The following is a 16,641-nucleotide window of genomic DNA, read 5'->3' on the forward strand; positions in this document are numbered from 1 at the left end:
ATTACGGCGTAAATTCTATGGGTTACGCGATGACCCTCATCGCTGCCTGGGCGCAGCCGCAAGAGGCCATGACCCCGTCAGCACGGGCTTGGGCGATGTCGAGTTTCTGCTTGATCAGTTTGATCTCGACCTGTTCGTCCCTTGCTTGCAGACAATCATGCAAGCCCTTGAGGCTCCATACATTGTCCGGGTTCACGGTGGCTCGGGCAAGCTGTCCGCCAAGGCCCAGATCCTCGCGATAGACCGCCTCGGCCTCGGCCACGCGGTCCTGTTCCAGCAAGAGCGCGCCGAGCGCGTGGCGGGCGGGCTGCATCCAGCCCCAGGGCTCGTCGTAAGGCAGATGATCGTCCAGGTCGACGGCGCGGCGCAGGTGGGCGAAGGCGGTGTCGTAGTTCGCTTTGCGGTACTCGATCTCTCCGCGGAGCATTTCGGTTGCGATTTCAAGCAGGTCAGTGACCTTGTTGTTGTGCAGCAGGCGGGTTTCAGGAACTCTGGTCTTGGCGGTCAGGAACAGCTGTTCCTCGGCCTCGGCGGCGTCCACCTCGCCGGTGGCGGCGTGGCCCAGGGCCCTAGCATAATGTACAGTTGCGCATAGGGTTCTGTACAACTCTCGATCCTGCGGCAGCGCCAGTGCCTTGCAGTCCTCCCAGCGGCCGAAGCGGATCAGGATATGCGGCTCCATCGCCATGAAACTTTCGAAATAATCGGCCATCGGCGGGCTTTCGATCCGCAGCATATCCTCCGGCGTGGTCTCCCACAGTCCGCGATTGGCCTCTAGCGCGGGTTCGATCTGGCCCAGGAACAGGGCGCCGTAGATGACGAAATGGTAATCGTGCTGGCGGTAGCCGGTATAGATATTGAAGGCGCCTTCGCGGGCGTAGTATTTCAGGTCGGCTTCAACCGCGCGCTGGTTCCAGTGCACCACGTCGTGATAGGCGCCGCAGAGCACGTCGATATGGGTGGGCATATGCACCAGGTGGCCCGCGTCCGGCACCAGGGTGCGCAGAACATCGGCGGCCTTCAGCGCCTTTTCCGGGGTCGGCGACATTTCCATCAGGTGAACGTAAAGGTGCAGCAGGCCGGGGTGCCGCATCGCGCCGGGCTGGGCGTCGAGCGCCTGTTCCAGGACGCGCTGCGCCTCTTCGGTGGCGGCACCCGGGGCCGGCTGGCCGGTTTTCAGGTCCCACATCTGCCAGGGCGTGAGGTTCAGCAGGGATTCCGCATAGATCGCGCGCAGGTCGAGATGGTCGGGCACCGAGGCGAAGGCGGCGCGCATCGCGTCGGCGAAATCATAGTCCCAGGCGTTCATGTCGCGGGCCAGGGTCGGCTGGGGATAGCGGGCGGGCAGGGCGCGGATCAGCGCCGCCTCGGCGGGCGTCACCCTGTCCATACGCGCCAGCGCCGCCTGTGTGGCGTCATGGGCGGTGGCCAGCGCCTCGGCGCGTCCGGGCTCGTCGAACAGCTCCCACGGCATGTTGTAGTTCGGGCCGGCGGCATAGGCGACGCCCCAATGGGCCATGGCGCAGTCCGGATCATGCTCCAGCGCGCGGCGAAAACAGGCGGCCGCCTCCTGGTGGTTATAACCATAGATCCAGATAAGCCCGCGGTCGAACCAGAGCTGCGCCTGATCCGAGCGGGTGGTGATCGGGCAGCTGTAGCTGCCGAGGTCGTAATAGTCGTCCATGCCGCGCCTCCGTTGTCCGCACCCGGAGGTTAGGCGAAACTAGGGCGTGGGCAACAGGGTTCAGACCGGTTGGCGGGCCTCAATCCGGCCCATTTCCAGCATCAGCGCGAAACCGATGATCGACAGGATGAAAATTCCACCCGCCAGCGGCCGCACCGTGCCGTCGAACAAAAGCCCGACCGGCGCCGAGAGCAGCGCGCCGCCCACGGTCGAGACCGCCCCCATGATCGAGGCCGCCATGCCGGCGATATGGCCCATCGGCTCCATCCCGATGGCATTCAGATTGCCGATGGTGGTGCCGGCCATGAAAAACACGCAGGTTTGCCAGATCAGGAAAATCCAGAAAAAGCCGCGCAGTGGCAGCCCCATCTCGCCCACCAGCAGCATCGCGCCGGCCAGCCCGATCTGAAGCCCCAGAGACCAGGTGACGATCCGGCGCATCCCGACCCGCACCACGATGGCCGCGTTCAGCAGGCTGGCCGAGCCGGAGACCAGCGCAATCGCGCCGAAGTAGATCGGGAAATTCCCGGCCTCATCGAAAATCACGTCATAGACCTGCTGCACCATCAGGATCATGGTAAAGAGCATGGCCAGGCACAGGGTCTGCACCAGGATCGAGAGGCGCACGCTGGGATGGGCCGCCATCTCGCGCAGTGCAGCGGCCAAAAGCGGCGCCCGGAACGGACGGCGGTTTTCACGCGGCAGGGTTTCGGGCAGCCGCACCGCCATCCACAGGGTCGAGATCAGCGAGAACAGGATGAAGGCAAGGAAGATGCCGCGCCAGTCGCTCAGCGCGATGATGCCCGCTCCCATCAGCGGGGCAAAGGCGGGAAACAGGGTAAAGATCATCATGGCGATCGACACCATCCGGGCCATTTCGCGCCCCGAGTAGAGATCGCGCACCACCGCCATCGCCACCACGCGCGGGCCGGCGGCGCCCAGCCCCTGAACCAGCCGCGCGGCCAGCACGACCTCGAGCGAGGTGCTGGTCCAGGCGACAAAGGCCGCCGCCATATAGACGACGGCGCCGGCCAGGATCACCGGTTTGCGCCCGAAGGCGTCCGACAGCGGCCCGGTCACGAAGGTGCCCGCGCCCATCCCCAGCACAAAGGCGGTCAGGATCATCTGCGCGCGGTTCACGTTATCGGGGCTGAGCTGGGCGCCGATCTCGGGCAGGGCGGGCAACATCGCATCGATCGAGAACGCGATCGTGGCGAACATCATCGCGATCAGCGCGATGAATTCGGTGCGGGACATTCGATCTTGCATGGGAGCTCCACGGGGCTATGGAGCGGCGGTATCATGGGCCGGGAAAAGACGCCAGTAGGGCCCTCGCGTCACTCTGCGGGGGCCTGTGAGGGGTCCGGGCGGTCATCCTCGTTCGCGGGCAGGCTTTCAACGCCGTGGTGATTGCCGAGGCGGGCAAAGAGCCATTCGGTATGCTCCTCGCGCTTGCGCATGTGGTAGAAGGCGAATTGCTGGATCGCCACGGCAAAGACGCCCAGACCGACAAAGATCAGAATGGTCGTGCCGATCTTGCCGATCTCCGTTACCGGGACCAGTTCGCCATAGCCCACGGTCGAGATGGTGATCACGGTGAAGAAATAGGAATCCAGCCAGCTCCAGCCCTCAACATGGCGAAAGAACACCGTGCCGAAGCCGACCACGAAGATCAGGCTGAGCACGACGGTAAAGGGTTTAATCTGCATCACGTGGCAAGCTGGTCCTTGAGTTCCTCAATTACCTTTTGCCACATTTCAGGCGGTTGTGCACCGGGCACCGCATGTTTGCCCGCCACGATGAAGGTCGGAACCGAGGTTACCCCCATCTCGCGGCTATGGGCATCGCGGCGGCGGATATCCTCGCGGTCGGCATCCGAGGCGAGCAGCTTCATCACCACCGAGGCGTCCATGCCCAGACTGTCGGCCAGATCGCTTAACACTTCGTGATCGCCGATGTCGCGCCCGTCGACGAAATAGGCGGTGAACAGCGCCGAGACGGCGGCGTACTGGCGCCCCTCGATCCCGGCCCAGTGGATCAGGCGGTGCGCATCCAGCGTGTTGGGGGTGCGCTGCATCCTGTCGAAGTTGATGGTCAGCCCGGCGGCCCTGGCATGTTCGACCACAGGGGCATAGGCGCGCGCGGCGCCCTCCTTGCCGCCGAACTTGGCCTCGAGGTAGGCGCGCCGGTCCATCCCGCCCGCCGGCATGTCGGGGTTGAGCTGGAACGGGTGAAACTCGATCACGAAGGGGTGGTCGGGTATCGCGGCCAGCGCCCGGTCGAGATTGGCTTTGCCGATATAGCACCAGGGGCAGATCGGATCGGACAGGATGTCGAGCTTGACGGTCTTTTCGGTCATGCGGGGTTCGGACTCCGGGTCGGGAAATAGGCGGGCAGCGCGCGGCGCAGCAGCTTGCCATTGGCGCCGCTCGGCAGCGCGTCGAGGTGGACAAAGGCGCGCGGCTGTTTGTAGCGCGCCAAGTTCTGCTCGACATAGGTGCGCAGGGCGCCTTCGTCCAGTTCCGCAGGCCCGGTGTAAAAGGCGACGATGATCGTGGTGTCGGGCCTGATCTCGACCTCGGCGGCGCCGACCTGATCGATGCCGGGGTGGGCGCTGAGCGCGGCCTCGACCTCGACCGGCGAGACGCGGTAGCCGCCGGCGTTCATCATGTCGTCATCGCGGCCGAGATAGGTGATCTGCCCGTCCACCGCCATCGCGCCCTGATCGCCGGTCACGAACCAGTCGCCGCGCATGCGGGCGGCTTTCTCTCCCGGCGCGTTGAGATAACCGAGCATCAGGCCGGGGTCGTCCTTGTGCACGGCGATGACGCCCGGCTCGCCCTGCGGAACCGGGGTGCCGTCGGGGCCCAGGATCGCCACCCGGCGGCCCGTTTGCGGCTGGCCGAGCGCGGCGCCACGCGTCGGATGCGCCGGGCTGGACGAGATGAAGGTCGAACATTCCGACATGCCGTAGGCCTCGTGCAGTTCGGTGCCGGTCAGATCGGTCCAGCGCCGGTGCAGATCCCGCGAAAGTTTCTCGCCGGCGCTGAACCCGTGGCGCAGATCCGGCAACTCGAGCCGGTCGCGGTCCCGCAACATCCGTCGATAGACCCCCGGCGCGGCGGCAAAGAGGGTGGCGCGATGGGTGCGCAGCAGCTCGGGCAGGGCGGCGATATCGGTGCCCGCCTCGGGGATCAGGGCGGTGGCACCGATGGCCCAGGGGTCCATCAGACCGGTGCCCAGCGTATAGGTCCAGTTGAAGGCGCCCGCATGGCACAGCCGGTCCCCGGGGCGCAGGTCGTACCAGCCCTCGACCATCATCTGCCGCGCCCAGATGGCGCGATGGGCATGGGCCACCGCACGCGGGCTGCCCGAGGTGCCCGAGGTATAGACCACATAGGCCAGCCGGTCAGGATCGCCCATGGCCCAGTCGCAGGGCGGCAGGGCGCGCATCGTCTCAAGCGCGTCGGTATCGATCTGCAGCGGGTGGCCGGCGCAGGCGATGGCCGGGTCGCGCAGAATGGCGGCTGGCTTCAGCTCGGCGATGATCTTGGCGGTTTCGGGCTCGGTCAGCTGCGACGAGGTGGGCACCGGCACCAGTCCGGCGGCGATGGCGCCGAGATAGGCGATGGGAAACTCCACCGTGTTGCCCAGCCGCATCAGGACGATCTGACCGGGCTGGAGCCCGGCGCGCAACAGCCCCGTGCCGGTGCCGCGCACGGCGCGCTCCAGCTCCGCATAGGTCCAGTCGTCGGGGCCCTGCGGCCGCAGTATGCTGAGCGCGGGTTTGTCAGGCGTTTTCCCGGCCTGGCGCAACACGAAGGCGGCCAGGTTGAAGGGGGCGGGGCAGGGCGGCGGCGGGCCTTGATCGAAAATGGACTGCATGGCGATTGGCTAGCCTGCCTAAGGGCACGTTGCAAGACGCCTGCGGCGCGCTTATAGAAACCGGATGACCGCGCGCGACCCCAAAGCCATCATCCGCATCGCCCGCAGCGGCGGCCCGGAAATCGAGGCCGAGCCGCTGGATCTGGGCGCGCGCGTGCGCGAGCTGCGCAAGGCCCGGAACTGGACGCTGGAACAGGCCGCCAGCCAGGCCGGGCTGGCGCGCTCGACCCTGTCCAAGATCGAGAACGGTCAGATGTCGCCGACCTATGAGGCGCTGAAGAAACTGGCCGTCGGGCTGGAGATTTCGGTGCCGCAGCTTTTCACCCCGCCGCAGCGCGAGCAGGTGAACGGGCGCATGGCCATCACCCGCGGCGGCGAGGGGGCCGATTACGCCACCGCCACCTATGAACACGAGTTGCTGGCCGAGAGCCTGACCAAGAAACAGATGCTGCCCTATCGGGCCCGCGTGCGCGCCCGCAGCATGGAGGAGTTCGACGGCTGGGTGCGCCACGACGGCGAGGAATTCCTTTATGTGCTGACCGGGGTGATCCAGCTTTATACCGAATTCTACGAGCCCATCGAGATGCGCCGCGGCGACAGCGCCTATTACGACGCCACCATGGGCCATAACGTGATTTCGGTCAGCGATGAGGATGCGACCATCCTCTGGGTTACCTCGCTGGGGTGAGCGGCGGGCTTTCGCCCGGTCACCGGACGCGGGGTGCGTCCGAACCCTCTGCGCCATAGGTCTTTAGCCCACCTCGGAGCCAATCTCCCGCTGCGCGGAACAAGCCCGAAGGGCGCCGCGCAAGCGCCGGACCGTCCCCATGGTCTGGCGCTTGGTCGACGTGGGCGCGCGGCTTTGATGTTGTCCGGATTTGGCGGCGATAAAGTGCATCGAACCGGCGTTGCCGCGCCAGCCCACGGTCTGGCGCATGCGCGGCCTGCTCTCGTGGGGTGAGCGGCAACCTCAGGCCGGGAACCAGTGCCGCGTGCGGTTGGCGAACCAGACCAGCGACAGCATCACCGGCACCTCGACCAGCACCCCCACCACCGTGGCCAGCGCCGCGCCGGAATTCAGCCCGAAGAGCGAGATCGCCACCGCCACCGCCAGTTCGAAAAAGTTCGAGGTGCCGATCATGCAGGCCGGGGCCGCGATGGCATGGCGCAGCCGCAGCGCACGGGCCATGGCATAGGCGATGGCGAAAATGCCGTAGGTCTGGATCAGCAGCGGCACCGCGATCATGCCGATGGCGCCGGGCTGGGCCAGGATGGTTTCGGCCTGGAACCCGAACAGCAGCACCACCGTTGCCAGCAGCCCGATCGCCGACCAGGGCTTCAGCGTCGCGACGAAGCGGTCCAGCGCATCGCCGCTCTGCCGCTCCAGCCGGTGACGGGTCAGCGCCCCGGCGGCCAGTGGCAGCACCACATAAAGCACGACCGAGATCAGCAGCGTCTGCCAGGGGACCGCGACGTCTGAGATTCCCAGAAGGAACGCGGCGATGGGCGCGAAGGCAAAGATCATGATCACGTCGTTGACCGAGACCTGAACCAGCGTGTAGTTGGGATCGCCCCGGGTCAGCTGGCTCCAGACGAAAACCATCGCGGTGCAGGGGGCCACGCCCAGCAGGATCATCCCGGCGATATATTCGCCGGCCGTCTGCGGATCGACCCAGGGGGCGAAGAGGACGCGGAAGAACAGCCAGCCGAGGGCAGCCATGGTAAAGGGTTTGATGAGCCAGTTGATCACCAGCGTCAGGATCAGCCCGCGCGGCGCCTTGCCGACATCCTTGATCGCGCCGAAATCGATCTGCACCATCATCGGATAGATCATCACCCAGATCAGCAGCGCGACGACGAGGTTCACATGGGCGATCTCCAGCCCGGCCACGGCGACGAAGAGGCCCGGCACCAGATTGCCGAGCGCGACCCCTGCGACGATCGCCAGAGCGACCCACAGCGACAATAACCGTTCAAAACCGCCCATGGTTCCGCTGCTCCAATATCCGTTCAGCCCTTTCTTAGGGGACCGCTCAGGCGGCAACAATGTCAATTTCACGGTTTCGTGAAACTGTCATACTGGCCGCTCACTCCTCTTCGTACCACCAGACATCGGGCATGAAATTCACCCCGTCGCCATAGATCGGCAAGCGGTCGGCGGGGTATTTCATCTGCCGGATATGGGCGATCCGGCTGACATCGTATTGCCAGATCGGGATCACATAGCGCCCCGCCGTCAGCACCCGGTCGAGGGCGCGCACGGCGGCGGTGAAATCCTCGCGCGATTCCGAAGTGAGCATGGCGTCGATCATCGCGTCGGCGGCGGGCGAGGCCATGCCCATCAGGTTGCGCGTTCCTTCCTGACCGGCGCCGGCGCTGCCCCAGTAGAGGCGCTGCTCGTTACCCGGCGAGAGCGACAGGTCGCGGCGGAAATTGGTCATGTCGAAATCCAGCGCGGCGATGCGCGCGGCATATTGGGCATCGTCCACCGTGTTGACACGGACCTCTATTCCCAGCCGCCGCAGCGCCTGGGAATAGAGGTCGACCACGCGCTGCATCTCGCCATCGGCCTGCCGCAGCAGCACCGAAAACCCGAACGATCCGCCTTTGGCATTGCGCAGAACGCCCTCCTGCACGCGCCAGCCCGCCTCATTCAGAAGCGCCATCGCGCGGCGCAGGTTGTCTCGGTTGCGGGCGGTGCCGTCGCCCATGGGCAGGCTGTATCCCTCCAGCGCGCCGGGCGGCAGGCTGTCCGCATAGGGGGCGAGCAGCGTCCGTACGCGGCCCGCCGCCGGGCCGGGGCGCACCGCCAGCTCGGAGCTGGAGAAATACGAGGTGATGCGCGGCTGCACGCCGCCGGTCATGGTGTCGTTGATATAGTCGAAATTGAAGGCCGACAGCAGCGCCTCGCGCACGCGCCAGTCGTCGAACGGCGCGCGGCGGGTGTTCATCACCAGTCCGGTCATCCCCGAGGGGCGCTGGTTCGGGATCTCGGACTTGACCACGTCGCCGCGGGTGATGGCGGGGAAATCATACTGGGTCAGCCATTTCTCGGCGTTGAACTCGCGCACCGCCGAAATCTGTCCGGCCTTGAACGCCTCGAACAGCACCGTGGCATCGCCATAGAACTCGATCCGCAGCTCGTCGAAATTCTGCGTGCCGCGGCGGAACGGCAGATCGCGGCCCCAATAGTCGGGGTTGCGCCGCAGGGTGACATAGCGGCCGGCCTCGAAATCGGTGACGACATAGGCGCCGGTGCCGATCGGCGCCTCGGTCAGGCCGGAGGCGGTGAAATCCTTGCCCTGCCACTGCGCCTTTTTCAGGATCGGCCGCAGGCCGGCGATCAGCGCCAGTTCGCGGTTATCGGTGTTGAAGCGGATGCGCAGCGACCGGGGCCCGGTCTGTTCGATCCCGGCCACCTGCGCCTGAAATCCGCGAAACCGCAGGTGCCCCTGGGCGCCGAGCGTCTCGTAGGACCAGATCACATCCTCGACCGTGACCGGGCTGCCGTCCGAGAATCGGGCCTCTTGCCGCAGGGTGTATTCCACCCACGAGCGGTCCGGCGCGGTCTCGACCGATTCGGCCAGCAGCCCGTAGAGGGTGAAGGCTTCGTCCCAGGACCGGCCCATCAGCGATTCGTAGCTCAGGAATCGAAGTTGCCAGGGAGGGGTGCCTTTGGGCACGAAGGGGTTGAGAGAGTCGAAACCGCCTGTGTTGCCAAAGACAACCCGCCCGCCCTTGGGGGCCTCCGGGTTGACATAGGGCAGGGACACAAAATCCGGTGGGAGCGCGGGATCCCCGTACATAGCTATGCCATGCGCGGGTGCCGCAGGCGCCGTTGAAACGCCGCAAAAAAAGGCGATTCCCGCAAGGGAAGCCCGCGCAAGTAGGAAACAGCCCGTTCTCACGATGGAAACAACTCGCTCTGCTCTTTTTTTGTTAACGATGACGCTAGCGGGGGATTCACGTGTTTTCAAACTTTTAGCTTGGAGAAACGCGGAGAATTGCTTATAAAGACCTTACTGCTCGATAGGTTTCTTGCCTGTATGAAACCTGCCTCAATAACTTAACGCCCGCCTTGTGCGGGCGTTTTTTTTGGCCTGCAGCCCTGTCCTTATCCGTCGCGCCGGCCCGGCACAACGCATCAGCGTTGCCTGCGATGCGCGCCCCATTTCGACCCGGCCGGCCCGAACAGCCCCCCGCACAATTCGGGTCGGAGACTCCCATGCCGCGGCGCGGTCCCGCTGTGAACCGACCCGCTGCGGCTTTGGCGTTTTCTTCGCATTTGCAGCATGGCAGGATGCGCGCGACGCAAGCAAAGGGACATACCATGTCATTGACCGGAAAAACCGCCATCGTCACCGGATCGAATTCGGGCATCGGGCTGGGCATAGCCTGGGAGTTGGCCCGCGCCGGCGCCGATCTGGTGCTGAACTCCTTCACCGACCGCGACGAGGATCACGCGCTGGCCGCGCAGATCGCGCAGGAGACCGGGGTCGAGGCGCGCTATATCAGGGCCGACATGTCCAAGGGGGACGAGTGCCGCGCGCTGATCGAGCAGGCGGGGCGCTGCGACATTCTGGTCAATAACGCGGGCATCCAGCACGTCGCGCCGCTCGACGAGTTTCCGGTCGACAAATGGGACGCCATCATCGCCATCAACCTCAATTCGGCGTTTCACACCACCGCCGCCGCCCTGCCGATGATGCGCGCGGCGGGCTGGGGCCGGATCGTCAACATCGCCTCGGCCCACGGGCTGACCGCCTCGCCCTTCAAGGCGGCCTATGTGGCGGCCAAGCACGGCATCGTCGGCATGACCAAGACCGTGGCGCTGGAGACCGCGCAGGAACCGATCACCGCCAACGCGATCTGCCCGGGCTATGTGCTGACCCCGCTGGTCGAGGCGCAGATCCCCGACACCATGAAGGAATACGGGATGAGCCGCGAGGACGTGATCAAGAACGTCATGCTGGAGCGTCAGCCCTCCAAGCAGTTCGCCACCGTCGAGCAGCTGGGTGGCACCGCGGTGTTCCTGTGCTCGGACGCGGCGGCGCAGATCACCGGCACCACAATCAGCGTCGATGGCGGCTGGACCGCGCTGTAACGTCGATTCAGAAAGGGGCGCGGCCGGTCTGGCCGCGCCCCTTTTTCATGGCCGGAACGGTCCGTCGATTTAACGGATCCGCGCCGGTTCGTCGGTTTCCAGATAGGCCTCTTCCTCGGAGGTGAGGTCGATCTTGTCGAAGCCGGTGATCATCGGCCGCACATGGTCGCGGAACGAGTGGCCGACCGTCAACAGATAGACATGCGCCAGCACGAAGGCGGCGATGGCATAGGCCGCCAGCAGATGCAGGTTGGCCACGATGGTCAGCCAGAGCGTGGCGTTTGGTGCCGTATCCCAGAAATTATAGGTCAGGTAGATCACCCCGGTCACCCAGATCGCCGGGAACAGCACCAGCTTCAGCGCCAGATAGGTCAGCGCCTGCAGCGGGTTGTGCTTGCGCCAGTAGGCCTTGCGATAGGGGTGGTGTTCGCCCTTGAAGATGCCCCAGGCATAAAAGCGCGCCACCTTGAGAAGGCCGCGTGTGGTCGGCACGTAATGAACCCAGGTGCCGGTGGTGATGTGCCAGAAGATGGCAAAGACCCAGAGTATGATCAGCGCCAGCGCGGCAATGATATGGAGCATCACCGCCGGGCCGAAGGGGATCAGCGGGTTCAGACCGTTCACCGCCAGGCCGGTGAACAACAGCCCGAAGATCAGCGCCATCTGCGTCCAGTGCCAGAAGCGTTCGAAACGCGGATAGATCTTGACGAAACGTTCGGCCATTACGCGTCTCCGTCCTTGCGGGTGAACAGACGGCCCAGGGCATGGATCCCCAAAGCCAGGACCGTCGCGGCAATCAGCGCGAGGCCGAGGATACCGGCGGTGCTGAACGGGGTGCGGCCGGGCATATAAACCCCGTCGATCCCGGACATCCGGCCATCGCTGGCGTGGCATTCGGCACAATCCAGCGCCTGTTCGGCGGGGGCGACCATATGGGTGATCGGCCAGTACATATGGGTGTTGACAAAGCCGTATTCGCCGGAATATTCGACGCCCGCCGCGTTCATCCCGGCCTCGATCGCCTTGCCCCAGTCGAAATTGGTCCAGAAGGCGGTGTCGGTGGCCGGCCCCCAGACATGGCTGTAGGCCAGATGATTCAGCTTGGCATCATAAGCCTGCCGACCGATCAGCCGCTTGAACGGCCAGATCCGGCTGTCGCCATCCTCGGGGCTGCCGGAGATCCTGTTGACCTCGACCACCTGGGTCGGGTCGATGGTCTGATCGCCGGTGGTGTATTCGACCTGTCCGTTGAACCAGGCATAGAGCGGCTCGACGTTCTCTTCCCAGACGAAATCGCCCTTGGTGGCCAGATAGGTGTGGCGATGCTTGCCGTCGCCCTGAGTATAGTTCTCGACCGAAAGCGGCTTGCCGTCATCGCCCATCTTGCCGGCGGTGGACCAGTCCCAGACCATCTTGGTGGCCACCCCGCCGCGGGCGAATTCGGGGATGTGGCAGGTCTGGCAGGCCAGCTTGTCGGTGTGGTCATTCAGCTTGACGCCCTTGAGCGAGGCCGGGTGCGGTTCGGTCCCGTGGCAGCTTTGGCAGGTGGCGACATCGCGCCGCTCATGCGGCATGCCGGGACCCCTGGTGTCGGCCGCGGTGACGTCATAGCGCGAGCCGGCCCATTCGTGCCGATCGGTCACATGGCAGTCGGAACAGACCATGTTCCCGCCCTCGGAGGACATGTGCACATCGACGTCCCGCGCCGGGTCATACAGGACCGAGGACAGATCGCCGTGTTTCACGTTGTCGCCGCCGCCGCCGTAGAAATGGCACTGACCGCAATTCTCGCGCCCCGGAGGGCCGACGCTCTGCGCCGCCTTGGCCAGATCGACGGGCCAGGCTTCGGCACCGGTGATCGTCTTGGTGCCCGGCTTCACCGGATCGAGCGGCGGCAGGCCCGCCGCGGTGGCGGTCTTGGTGTACTGGCCGGAGCGGTCGTGGCAGACGAGGCAATCGGGGGTGACCCCGGCCTCTTGCGGCGCGACGCTCATGTCGTCCCAGCCATAGCCCGCGTGACAGGAGGTGCAGCGCGGCTCGTTGCCGGCCACATTGCCGCAAAAGGCGTTGATCACATGGCGCTTGCCCAGCAGCTGCCCGGTGGTGGTGTTCTCGAATTCCCAGGTGAAGTGGATCGAGTGCATCACCTGATCGTCGGCCTCTGTATGACAGGACAGGCAGGCCCCGGTCACCTCGGGGGCCGAGGTGAACTCCTTTTTCAGGATCTCGAACTTGGAGTGGTCGGCGGTGCTGCCGGTGCCGGGAATGGCGGGCGCGCCGCTGCCCTGGGCCAGAGCGGCGGTCGCGGCAAGCCACAGCGCACCCGCGACGGCAAACACGAAACTTGGTCGCAACGGAAATCCTCCCGGTTTTCAAAACATGCCCGCAAATTGCATGTTCGGCGAAAGTGCCGCCGATGACTTTGATCGAAGTCAATGTCACGGCGGACAGGGCGGCGCGGCGGTTGTTCGGGCGGCCTACTCAGGCGGCCGGGTGGGATCCTTGCCGTTGGGATAGACGAGGCCGGCGGAGATCACCAGTTTGGCCGCGTCCTCGACGCTCATATCCAGCTCGATCACGTCCTCTTTTGGAAAGAACAGCAAAAAGCCCGAGGTCGGGTTCGGCGTGGTCGGGACAAAGACGCTGATCAGCGGCCCGCCGGTTTCGGCCCGCTCCGAGATTTCTCCCTTGGCGATGGTGGAGACAAAGCCGACCGCCCATATCCCGCGTCTGGGATATTGAATCAGACAGGCCTTTTCGAACGAGCGTTCGGACTGCGCGAACACGGTTTCCGAGATCTGCTTGATCCCCGAATAGACCGAGCGGACCACCGGCATGCGGTCGACCAGCCCCTCGGCGAAACTGATCAGCGAGCGGCCGATGATACCCTTGGCGACCCAGCCGACGACGATGGTGAACAGCAAAAAGATGATCACGCCGACGCCGCGCAGGTTGATGCCGATGTATTGCTCGGGGCGCATCCGGTGCGGGACCAGCGGCAGCACGACGCCGTCGATCCAGCCCACCACGGACCAGATCAGCCAAAGCGTCAGCCCGACCGGTGCGATCACCACCAGGCCAGTCAGGAACGATCCCCGCAGCCGGGCCAGAAGCCCCCTGCGGCGATGCGGTTCGTCGTCAAATGGGGTGTTCATCGGCGTTCCATCCTGTACGCCGCGAAACTAGGGTCTTTTCCTTCACGGTACAATGGCCGCCTGCGTCGATTCACACCCCTGTCAGGGCCTAATTGGAAACCTTGCGCAAGGCTTGGGCGATCTGCGCGGCCAGGCGCGCGTTGTTGCGCACCAGGGCGATATTCGCGCGCAGCGACTGGCCCCGCGTGAACTCATAGATACGTTCCAGGAGGAACGGCGTCACCTCCTTGCCGGACACGCCGCGCTCATCGGCCTCGGCCTGCGCGGCGCCGATGATCGGGGCGAGTTTTTCGGCCGGGATCTCGTCCGCGGCGGGAATCGGATTGGCCACCAGTTGTCCGCCCGGCAGGCCCAGCGCCCGGCGGGCGGCATGGGAGCGCGCGATGGCGTCCGCGTCGTCCATCCGGATCGGCGCCGCATAGGGCGAGCGGCGCGACCAGAAGGCCGGGAAAACGTCCTGGCCGTGCACGATCACCGGCACGCCCAGGGTTTCCAGCACCTCCAGCGTCTTGCCGACGTCGAGAATCGCCTTGGCGCCGGCCGAGACCACCGTGACCGGCGTCTGCGCCAGTTCCTGCAGGTCCGCCGAGACGTCGAATGAGGTCTCGGCGCCGCGATGCACCCCGCCAATCCCGCCGGTGGCAAAGACCGGGATGCCGGCATGGCGGGCCGCGATCATCGTGGCCGAGACCGTCGTCGCCCCGGTGCCGCCGGTGGCCAGGCAGGCAGCCAGGTCGGCGCGCGAGAGCTTGGCCACATCCGGGGTGCGTCCCAGAGCCTGAAGCATTTCCGGCTCCAGCCCCACGTGCAGGCGCCCCTCGATCACCGCGATGGTGGCCGGAGTCGCGCCCGCGTCGCGGATGTCGGCCTCGACCTGGGCGGCGACGGCGACGTTTTGTGGATAGGGCATGCCGTGGGTGATGATGGTGCTTTCCAGCGCCACCAGTGGCTGACCGGACGACCGTGCACGGGCGGCCTCGGCGGAATAGGTCATGTAAATCATTAAGATCTGTCTCCTGAAACATGGGCCGCAGCGGCACCCAGGGCGCGGCGCAGGGCCTCTTCGCGCGTGGCGCCGGCGGCCTCTGCGGCGATATGGGCGGCCATGAATGTGTCGCCGGCGCCGGTGACGCGGGCGACGGGCACCGCGGGGGGCGTCAGGCTGATCACGCCGCCCGGATGGGCGTCGGCGGCCGGTCCGGCGCTATCGGTAACCAGCGCCCGCGCCGCGCCCCGGTCCAGCAGCGCGGCGGCGGCGGTTCCGGAATCCGCAAAGCGGGTATCGCAGAGCAGGCCGGCCTCTTCGAGGTTGACATAAAGCGCGCTGCGCGGATGCGTCAGGAACGGCGCCAGGCGCTCTGCCTTGCCCGGCGAGGCGGGGGCGACGCGCAGGTCGGCGGCGGCAAAATCCGGGCTCGCGGCGATCTCGGCCAGCAGCGTTGCCGTCAGGTTGCCGTCCAGCGCGATGGTCCCGGCAAAGGGCGCCCCGGCATGACCCAGCGATCCGTCGGTCAGCGGGGCCAGGATGCGCGCGCCGGCGGCCTCCAGCGAAAAGGCGTCGGCAATCGCCGCGATCAGCCCGTTGGCGCCCTCGACCGCCAAGTACCGGTCGGTCGGCAGATCGTCGGGGCGATAGATATGCTCGGTCGTCATGCCCATCCGGGCGCAGGCGGCGATCAGCTCGTCACCTTCGGCGTCGCGGCCGATCGCGGTGAGCAGCGTCGGGATCAGGCCGAACCGGGTCAGCGCCATGGCGATGTTCATCGCGACGCCGCCGGGCAGGCGGGTGATTCGTCCCGGCACGTCGGCCCCCTGGTGCATCGGTCCAGCGGCCCGGCCGATCATGTCCCACAGGACACTGCCGATGCACAGGACCGGCGGAGGGGTGCGTGTATTCATGTTTGGGTTGTGCCGCGAATTGTCGCAGCGTGCAAGCGTTCGGAGGCGTCACGGCATTGAAAAAGTCATTGCCGCCCAAAGGGTTTCCCAGACCTCGGCGGCGCCGGCCGGGGCCGGTCGCAGAACCACCGCATCCAACAGGTATTCGTGCCCGGGCGCCACCGGGATGTTCGCCGTCCCGCTGTCATCGGTGCGCAGCCGGGTGATCGTGACGGCGCCGTCCGGGCTGCGGTCGAACACCTCCACCTGTGCCAGCGCCCTTGGTGCGCCCTGATAGAGCAGACGCACCGGAAACCCCTGCGGCAGATCATCGGTATAGGGGTTGGCGAGCGCCACGAACTCGGTCTCCATGCCGGTGGGCGCATCTGCCCCCTGCGCCGTGCCGACGCCCACCAGCGCCTTGGCAAAGCGCGTGTAGGTCTCGGAAAACCCGTTCTCCGGCAGCCCGCGGGCGATGTGGCGGGCGCGGATGTCCGGAAAATCCTTGTGCGCGGCGAAGGCGGCGAACTTCTCCCACTCCGCATAGCTCACGCTGGAGGGCATGGTCTGGTGGACGATCACCACCAGCCCGTCGCCGTCCGACGTTGCGCTGAGCGCGGGCAGATCGCCCATGCGGCCGGCATAGGGGGTGACCCGCCCGCCTTGGACCAGCTCGAACCGCGCGGTCTGATGGTCGAAATAGGGATAGGAGATACCACTGAAGTTCTGCCCGTTGCGCAGCCGCGCCACCAGCGGCGCGCCGGTTTCGACTTGATACTTCGTCGGCGCGATCCAAAACTCATGGGCAAGCGCGGCGGGTGCCGTGAGGCTGGCGAGCACCGCCAGAAAAATGGGGAAAAAGCGGGGCAAAATGTACATACCTTTCCGATCGCTCCTACTTAAACTGTGCGCCGCGCTGGTTCTGTCAAGCCTCG

Annotated in this window: 16 protein-coding genes; 2 read left to right on the forward strand and 14 right to left on the reverse strand. The window is 65.8% G+C overall.

The annotated features are described in order from the left end of the window. Positions 1-22: 22 nt before the first annotated feature. From E1832_RS14040 to E1832_RS14060, 5 genes are all read right to left on the reverse strand, one after another. Positions 23-1,684, reverse strand: a complete 1,662-nt coding sequence (locus E1832_RS14040) for a tetratricopeptide repeat protein (protein WP_133360396.1) — start codon at positions 1,682-1,684, stop codon at positions 23-25. Positions 1,685-1,744: 60 nt separating this feature from the next. Continuing rightward, a complete protein-coding gene (locus tag E1832_RS14045; protein ID WP_245513992.1) occupies positions 1,745-2,941 on the reverse strand; it encodes a multidrug effflux MFS transporter in 1,197 nt (398 codons plus the stop codon). Between the two features lie 80 nt (positions 2,942-3,021). Beyond that, complete coding sequence (locus E1832_RS14050) at positions 3,022-3,393, reverse strand: potassium channel family protein (protein WP_245513993.1); 372 nt, start codon at positions 3,391-3,393, stop codon at positions 3,022-3,024. Beyond that, positions 3,393-4,043: a DsbA family oxidoreductase gene (locus E1832_RS14055; protein ID WP_133360399.1), complete on the reverse strand. Its 651-nt coding sequence runs from the start codon at positions 4,041-4,043 to the stop codon at positions 3,393-3,395. The genes E1832_RS14050 and E1832_RS14055 overlap by 1 nt, the downstream gene beginning before the upstream one ends. Continuing rightward, complete coding sequence (locus E1832_RS14060; protein WP_133360400.1) at positions 4,040-5,569, reverse strand: class I adenylate-forming enzyme family protein; 1,530 nt, start codon at positions 5,567-5,569, stop codon at positions 4,040-4,042. The genes E1832_RS14055 and E1832_RS14060 overlap by 4 nt, the downstream gene beginning before the upstream one ends. Before the next feature lie 64 nt (positions 5,570-5,633). Between E1832_RS14060 and E1832_RS14065 the strand changes: the two genes are divergently transcribed. Next, the gene (locus E1832_RS14065) at positions 5,634-6,257 is read left to right on the forward strand and encodes a helix-turn-helix domain-containing protein (protein WP_133360401.1); all 624 of its coding nucleotides are present in this window, start codon (positions 5,634-5,636) and stop codon (positions 6,255-6,257) included. A gap of 63 nt (positions 6,258-6,320) precedes the next feature. Here E1832_RS14065 and E1832_RS14070 read toward each other — a convergent pair whose 3' ends face one another. From E1832_RS14070 to E1832_RS14080, 3 genes are all read right to left on the reverse strand, one after another. After that, the gene (locus E1832_RS14070; RefSeq protein WP_133360402.1) at positions 6,321-6,506 is read right to left on the reverse strand and encodes a hypothetical protein; all 186 of its coding nucleotides are present in this window, start codon (positions 6,504-6,506) and stop codon (positions 6,321-6,323) included. Between the two features lie 33 nt (positions 6,507-6,539). Continuing rightward, entirely contained in the window at positions 6,540-7,556 is a 1,017-nt protein-coding gene (arsB, locus tag E1832_RS14075) for an ACR3 family arsenite efflux transporter (protein ID WP_133360403.1), read from the reverse strand. A gap of 100 nt (positions 7,557-7,656) precedes the next feature. Further along, a complete protein-coding gene (locus tag E1832_RS14080; RefSeq protein WP_425358979.1) occupies positions 7,657-9,477 on the reverse strand; it encodes an extracellular solute-binding protein in 1,821 nt (606 codons plus the stop codon). A 422-nt stretch (positions 9,478-9,899) separates the two neighbouring features. Between E1832_RS14080 and E1832_RS14085 the strand changes: the two genes are divergently transcribed. Next, complete coding sequence (locus E1832_RS14085) at positions 9,900-10,673, forward strand: 3-hydroxybutyrate dehydrogenase (protein ID WP_133360405.1); 774 nt, start codon at positions 9,900-9,902, stop codon at positions 10,671-10,673. Between the two features lie 69 nt (positions 10,674-10,742). On the opposite strand, the gene E1832_RS14090 is transcribed toward E1832_RS14085, so the two are convergent. The 6 genes from E1832_RS14090 to E1832_RS14115 all read right to left on the reverse strand — a co-directional run bounded on the left by E1832_RS14090 (position 10,743) and on the right by E1832_RS14115 (position 16,585). After that, on the reverse strand, positions 10,743-11,396 hold the full coding sequence (locus E1832_RS14090) for a cytochrome b/b6 domain-containing protein (protein WP_133360406.1): 654 nt from the start codon (positions 11,394-11,396) through the stop codon (positions 10,743-10,745). After that, positions 11,396-13,027 (reverse strand): tetrathionate reductase family octaheme c-type cytochrome, encoded by a 1,632-nt coding sequence (locus E1832_RS14095; protein WP_133360407.1) that lies wholly within the window; start codon positions 13,025-13,027, stop codon positions 11,396-11,398. The genes E1832_RS14090 and E1832_RS14095 overlap by 1 nt, the downstream gene beginning before the upstream one ends. 123 nt (positions 13,028-13,150) lie before the next feature. Next, positions 13,151-13,828 (reverse strand): DUF502 domain-containing protein, encoded by a 678-nt coding sequence (locus E1832_RS14100; protein WP_133360408.1) that lies wholly within the window; start codon positions 13,826-13,828, stop codon positions 13,151-13,153. An 88-nt stretch (positions 13,829-13,916) separates the two neighbouring features. Beyond that, positions 13,917-14,831, reverse strand: coding sequence for a pseudouridine-5'-phosphate glycosidase (locus E1832_RS14105; RefSeq protein ID WP_133360409.1), 915 nt, complete (start codon positions 14,829-14,831; stop codon positions 13,917-13,919). Continuing rightward, positions 14,831-15,727: a PfkB family carbohydrate kinase gene (locus E1832_RS14110; RefSeq protein ID WP_133360410.1), complete on the reverse strand. Its 897-nt coding sequence runs from the start codon at positions 15,725-15,727 to the stop codon at positions 14,831-14,833. The genes E1832_RS14105 and E1832_RS14110 overlap by 1 nt, the downstream gene beginning before the upstream one ends. Positions 15,728-15,775: 48 nt before the next feature. Further along, the gene (locus tag E1832_RS14115; RefSeq protein WP_133360411.1) at positions 15,776-16,585 is read right to left on the reverse strand and encodes a DUF4198 domain-containing protein; all 810 of its coding nucleotides are present in this window, start codon (positions 16,583-16,585) and stop codon (positions 15,776-15,778) included. Positions 16,586-16,641 lie beyond the last annotated feature (56 nt).

This window comes from Antarcticimicrobium luteum (genome assembly GCF_004358185.1).
GTDB classification, from domain to species: Bacteria; Pseudomonadota; Alphaproteobacteria; order Rhodobacterales; family Rhodobacteraceae; genus Antarcticimicrobium; species Antarcticimicrobium luteum.

What these genes read in the sequence shown, in the direction of transcription:
- E1832_RS14065 (WP_133360401.1), top strand. Translation starts at nt 5,634, where the DNA reads ATGACCGCGCGCGACCCCAAAGCCATCATCCGCATCGCCCGCAGCGGC.
- E1832_RS14050 (WP_245513993.1), bottom strand. Translation starts at nt 3,393, where the DNA reads ATGCAGATTAAACCCTTTACCGTCGTGCTCAGCCTGATCTTCGTGGTC.
- E1832_RS14105 (WP_133360409.1), bottom strand. Translation starts at nt 14,831, where the DNA reads ATGATTTACATGACCTATTCCGCCGAGGCCGCCCGTGCACGGTCGTCC.
- E1832_RS14070 (WP_133360402.1), bottom strand. Translation starts at nt 6,506, where the DNA reads ATGCGCCAGACCGTGGGCTGGCGCGGCAACGCCGGTTCGATGCACTTT.
- E1832_RS14040 (WP_133360396.1), bottom strand. Translation starts at nt 1,684, where the DNA reads ATGGACGACTATTACGACCTCGGCAGCTACAGCTGCCCGATCACCACC.
- E1832_RS14110 (WP_133360410.1), bottom strand. Translation starts at nt 15,727, where the DNA reads ATGAATACACGCACCCCTCCGCCGGTCCTGTGCATCGGCAGTGTCCTG.
- E1832_RS14085 (WP_133360405.1), top strand. Translation starts at nt 9,900, where the DNA reads ATGTCATTGACCGGAAAAACCGCCATCGTCACCGGATCGAATTCGGGC.
- E1832_RS14060 (WP_133360400.1), bottom strand. Translation starts at nt 5,569, where the DNA reads ATGCAGTCCATTTTCGATCAAGGCCCGCCGCCGCCCTGCCCCGCCCCC.
- E1832_RS14045 (WP_245513992.1), bottom strand. Translation starts at nt 2,941, where the DNA reads ATGTCCCGCACCGAATTCATCGCGCTGATCGCGATGATGTTCGCCACG.
- E1832_RS14055 (WP_133360399.1), bottom strand. Translation starts at nt 4,043, where the DNA reads ATGACCGAAAAGACCGTCAAGCTCGACATCCTGTCCGATCCGATCTGC.
- E1832_RS14090 (WP_133360406.1), bottom strand. Translation starts at nt 11,396, where the DNA reads ATGGCCGAACGTTTCGTCAAGATCTATCCGCGTTTCGAACGCTTCTGG.
- arsB (WP_133360403.1), bottom strand. Translation starts at nt 7,556, where the DNA reads ATGGGCGGTTTTGAACGGTTATTGTCGCTGTGGGTCGCTCTGGCGATC.
- E1832_RS14100 (WP_133360408.1), bottom strand. Translation starts at nt 13,828, where the DNA reads ATGAACACCCCATTTGACGACGAACCGCATCGCCGCAGGGGGCTTCTG.
- E1832_RS14115 (WP_133360411.1), bottom strand. Translation starts at nt 16,585, where the DNA reads ATGTACATTTTGCCCCGCTTTTTCCCCATTTTTCTGGCGGTGCTCGCC.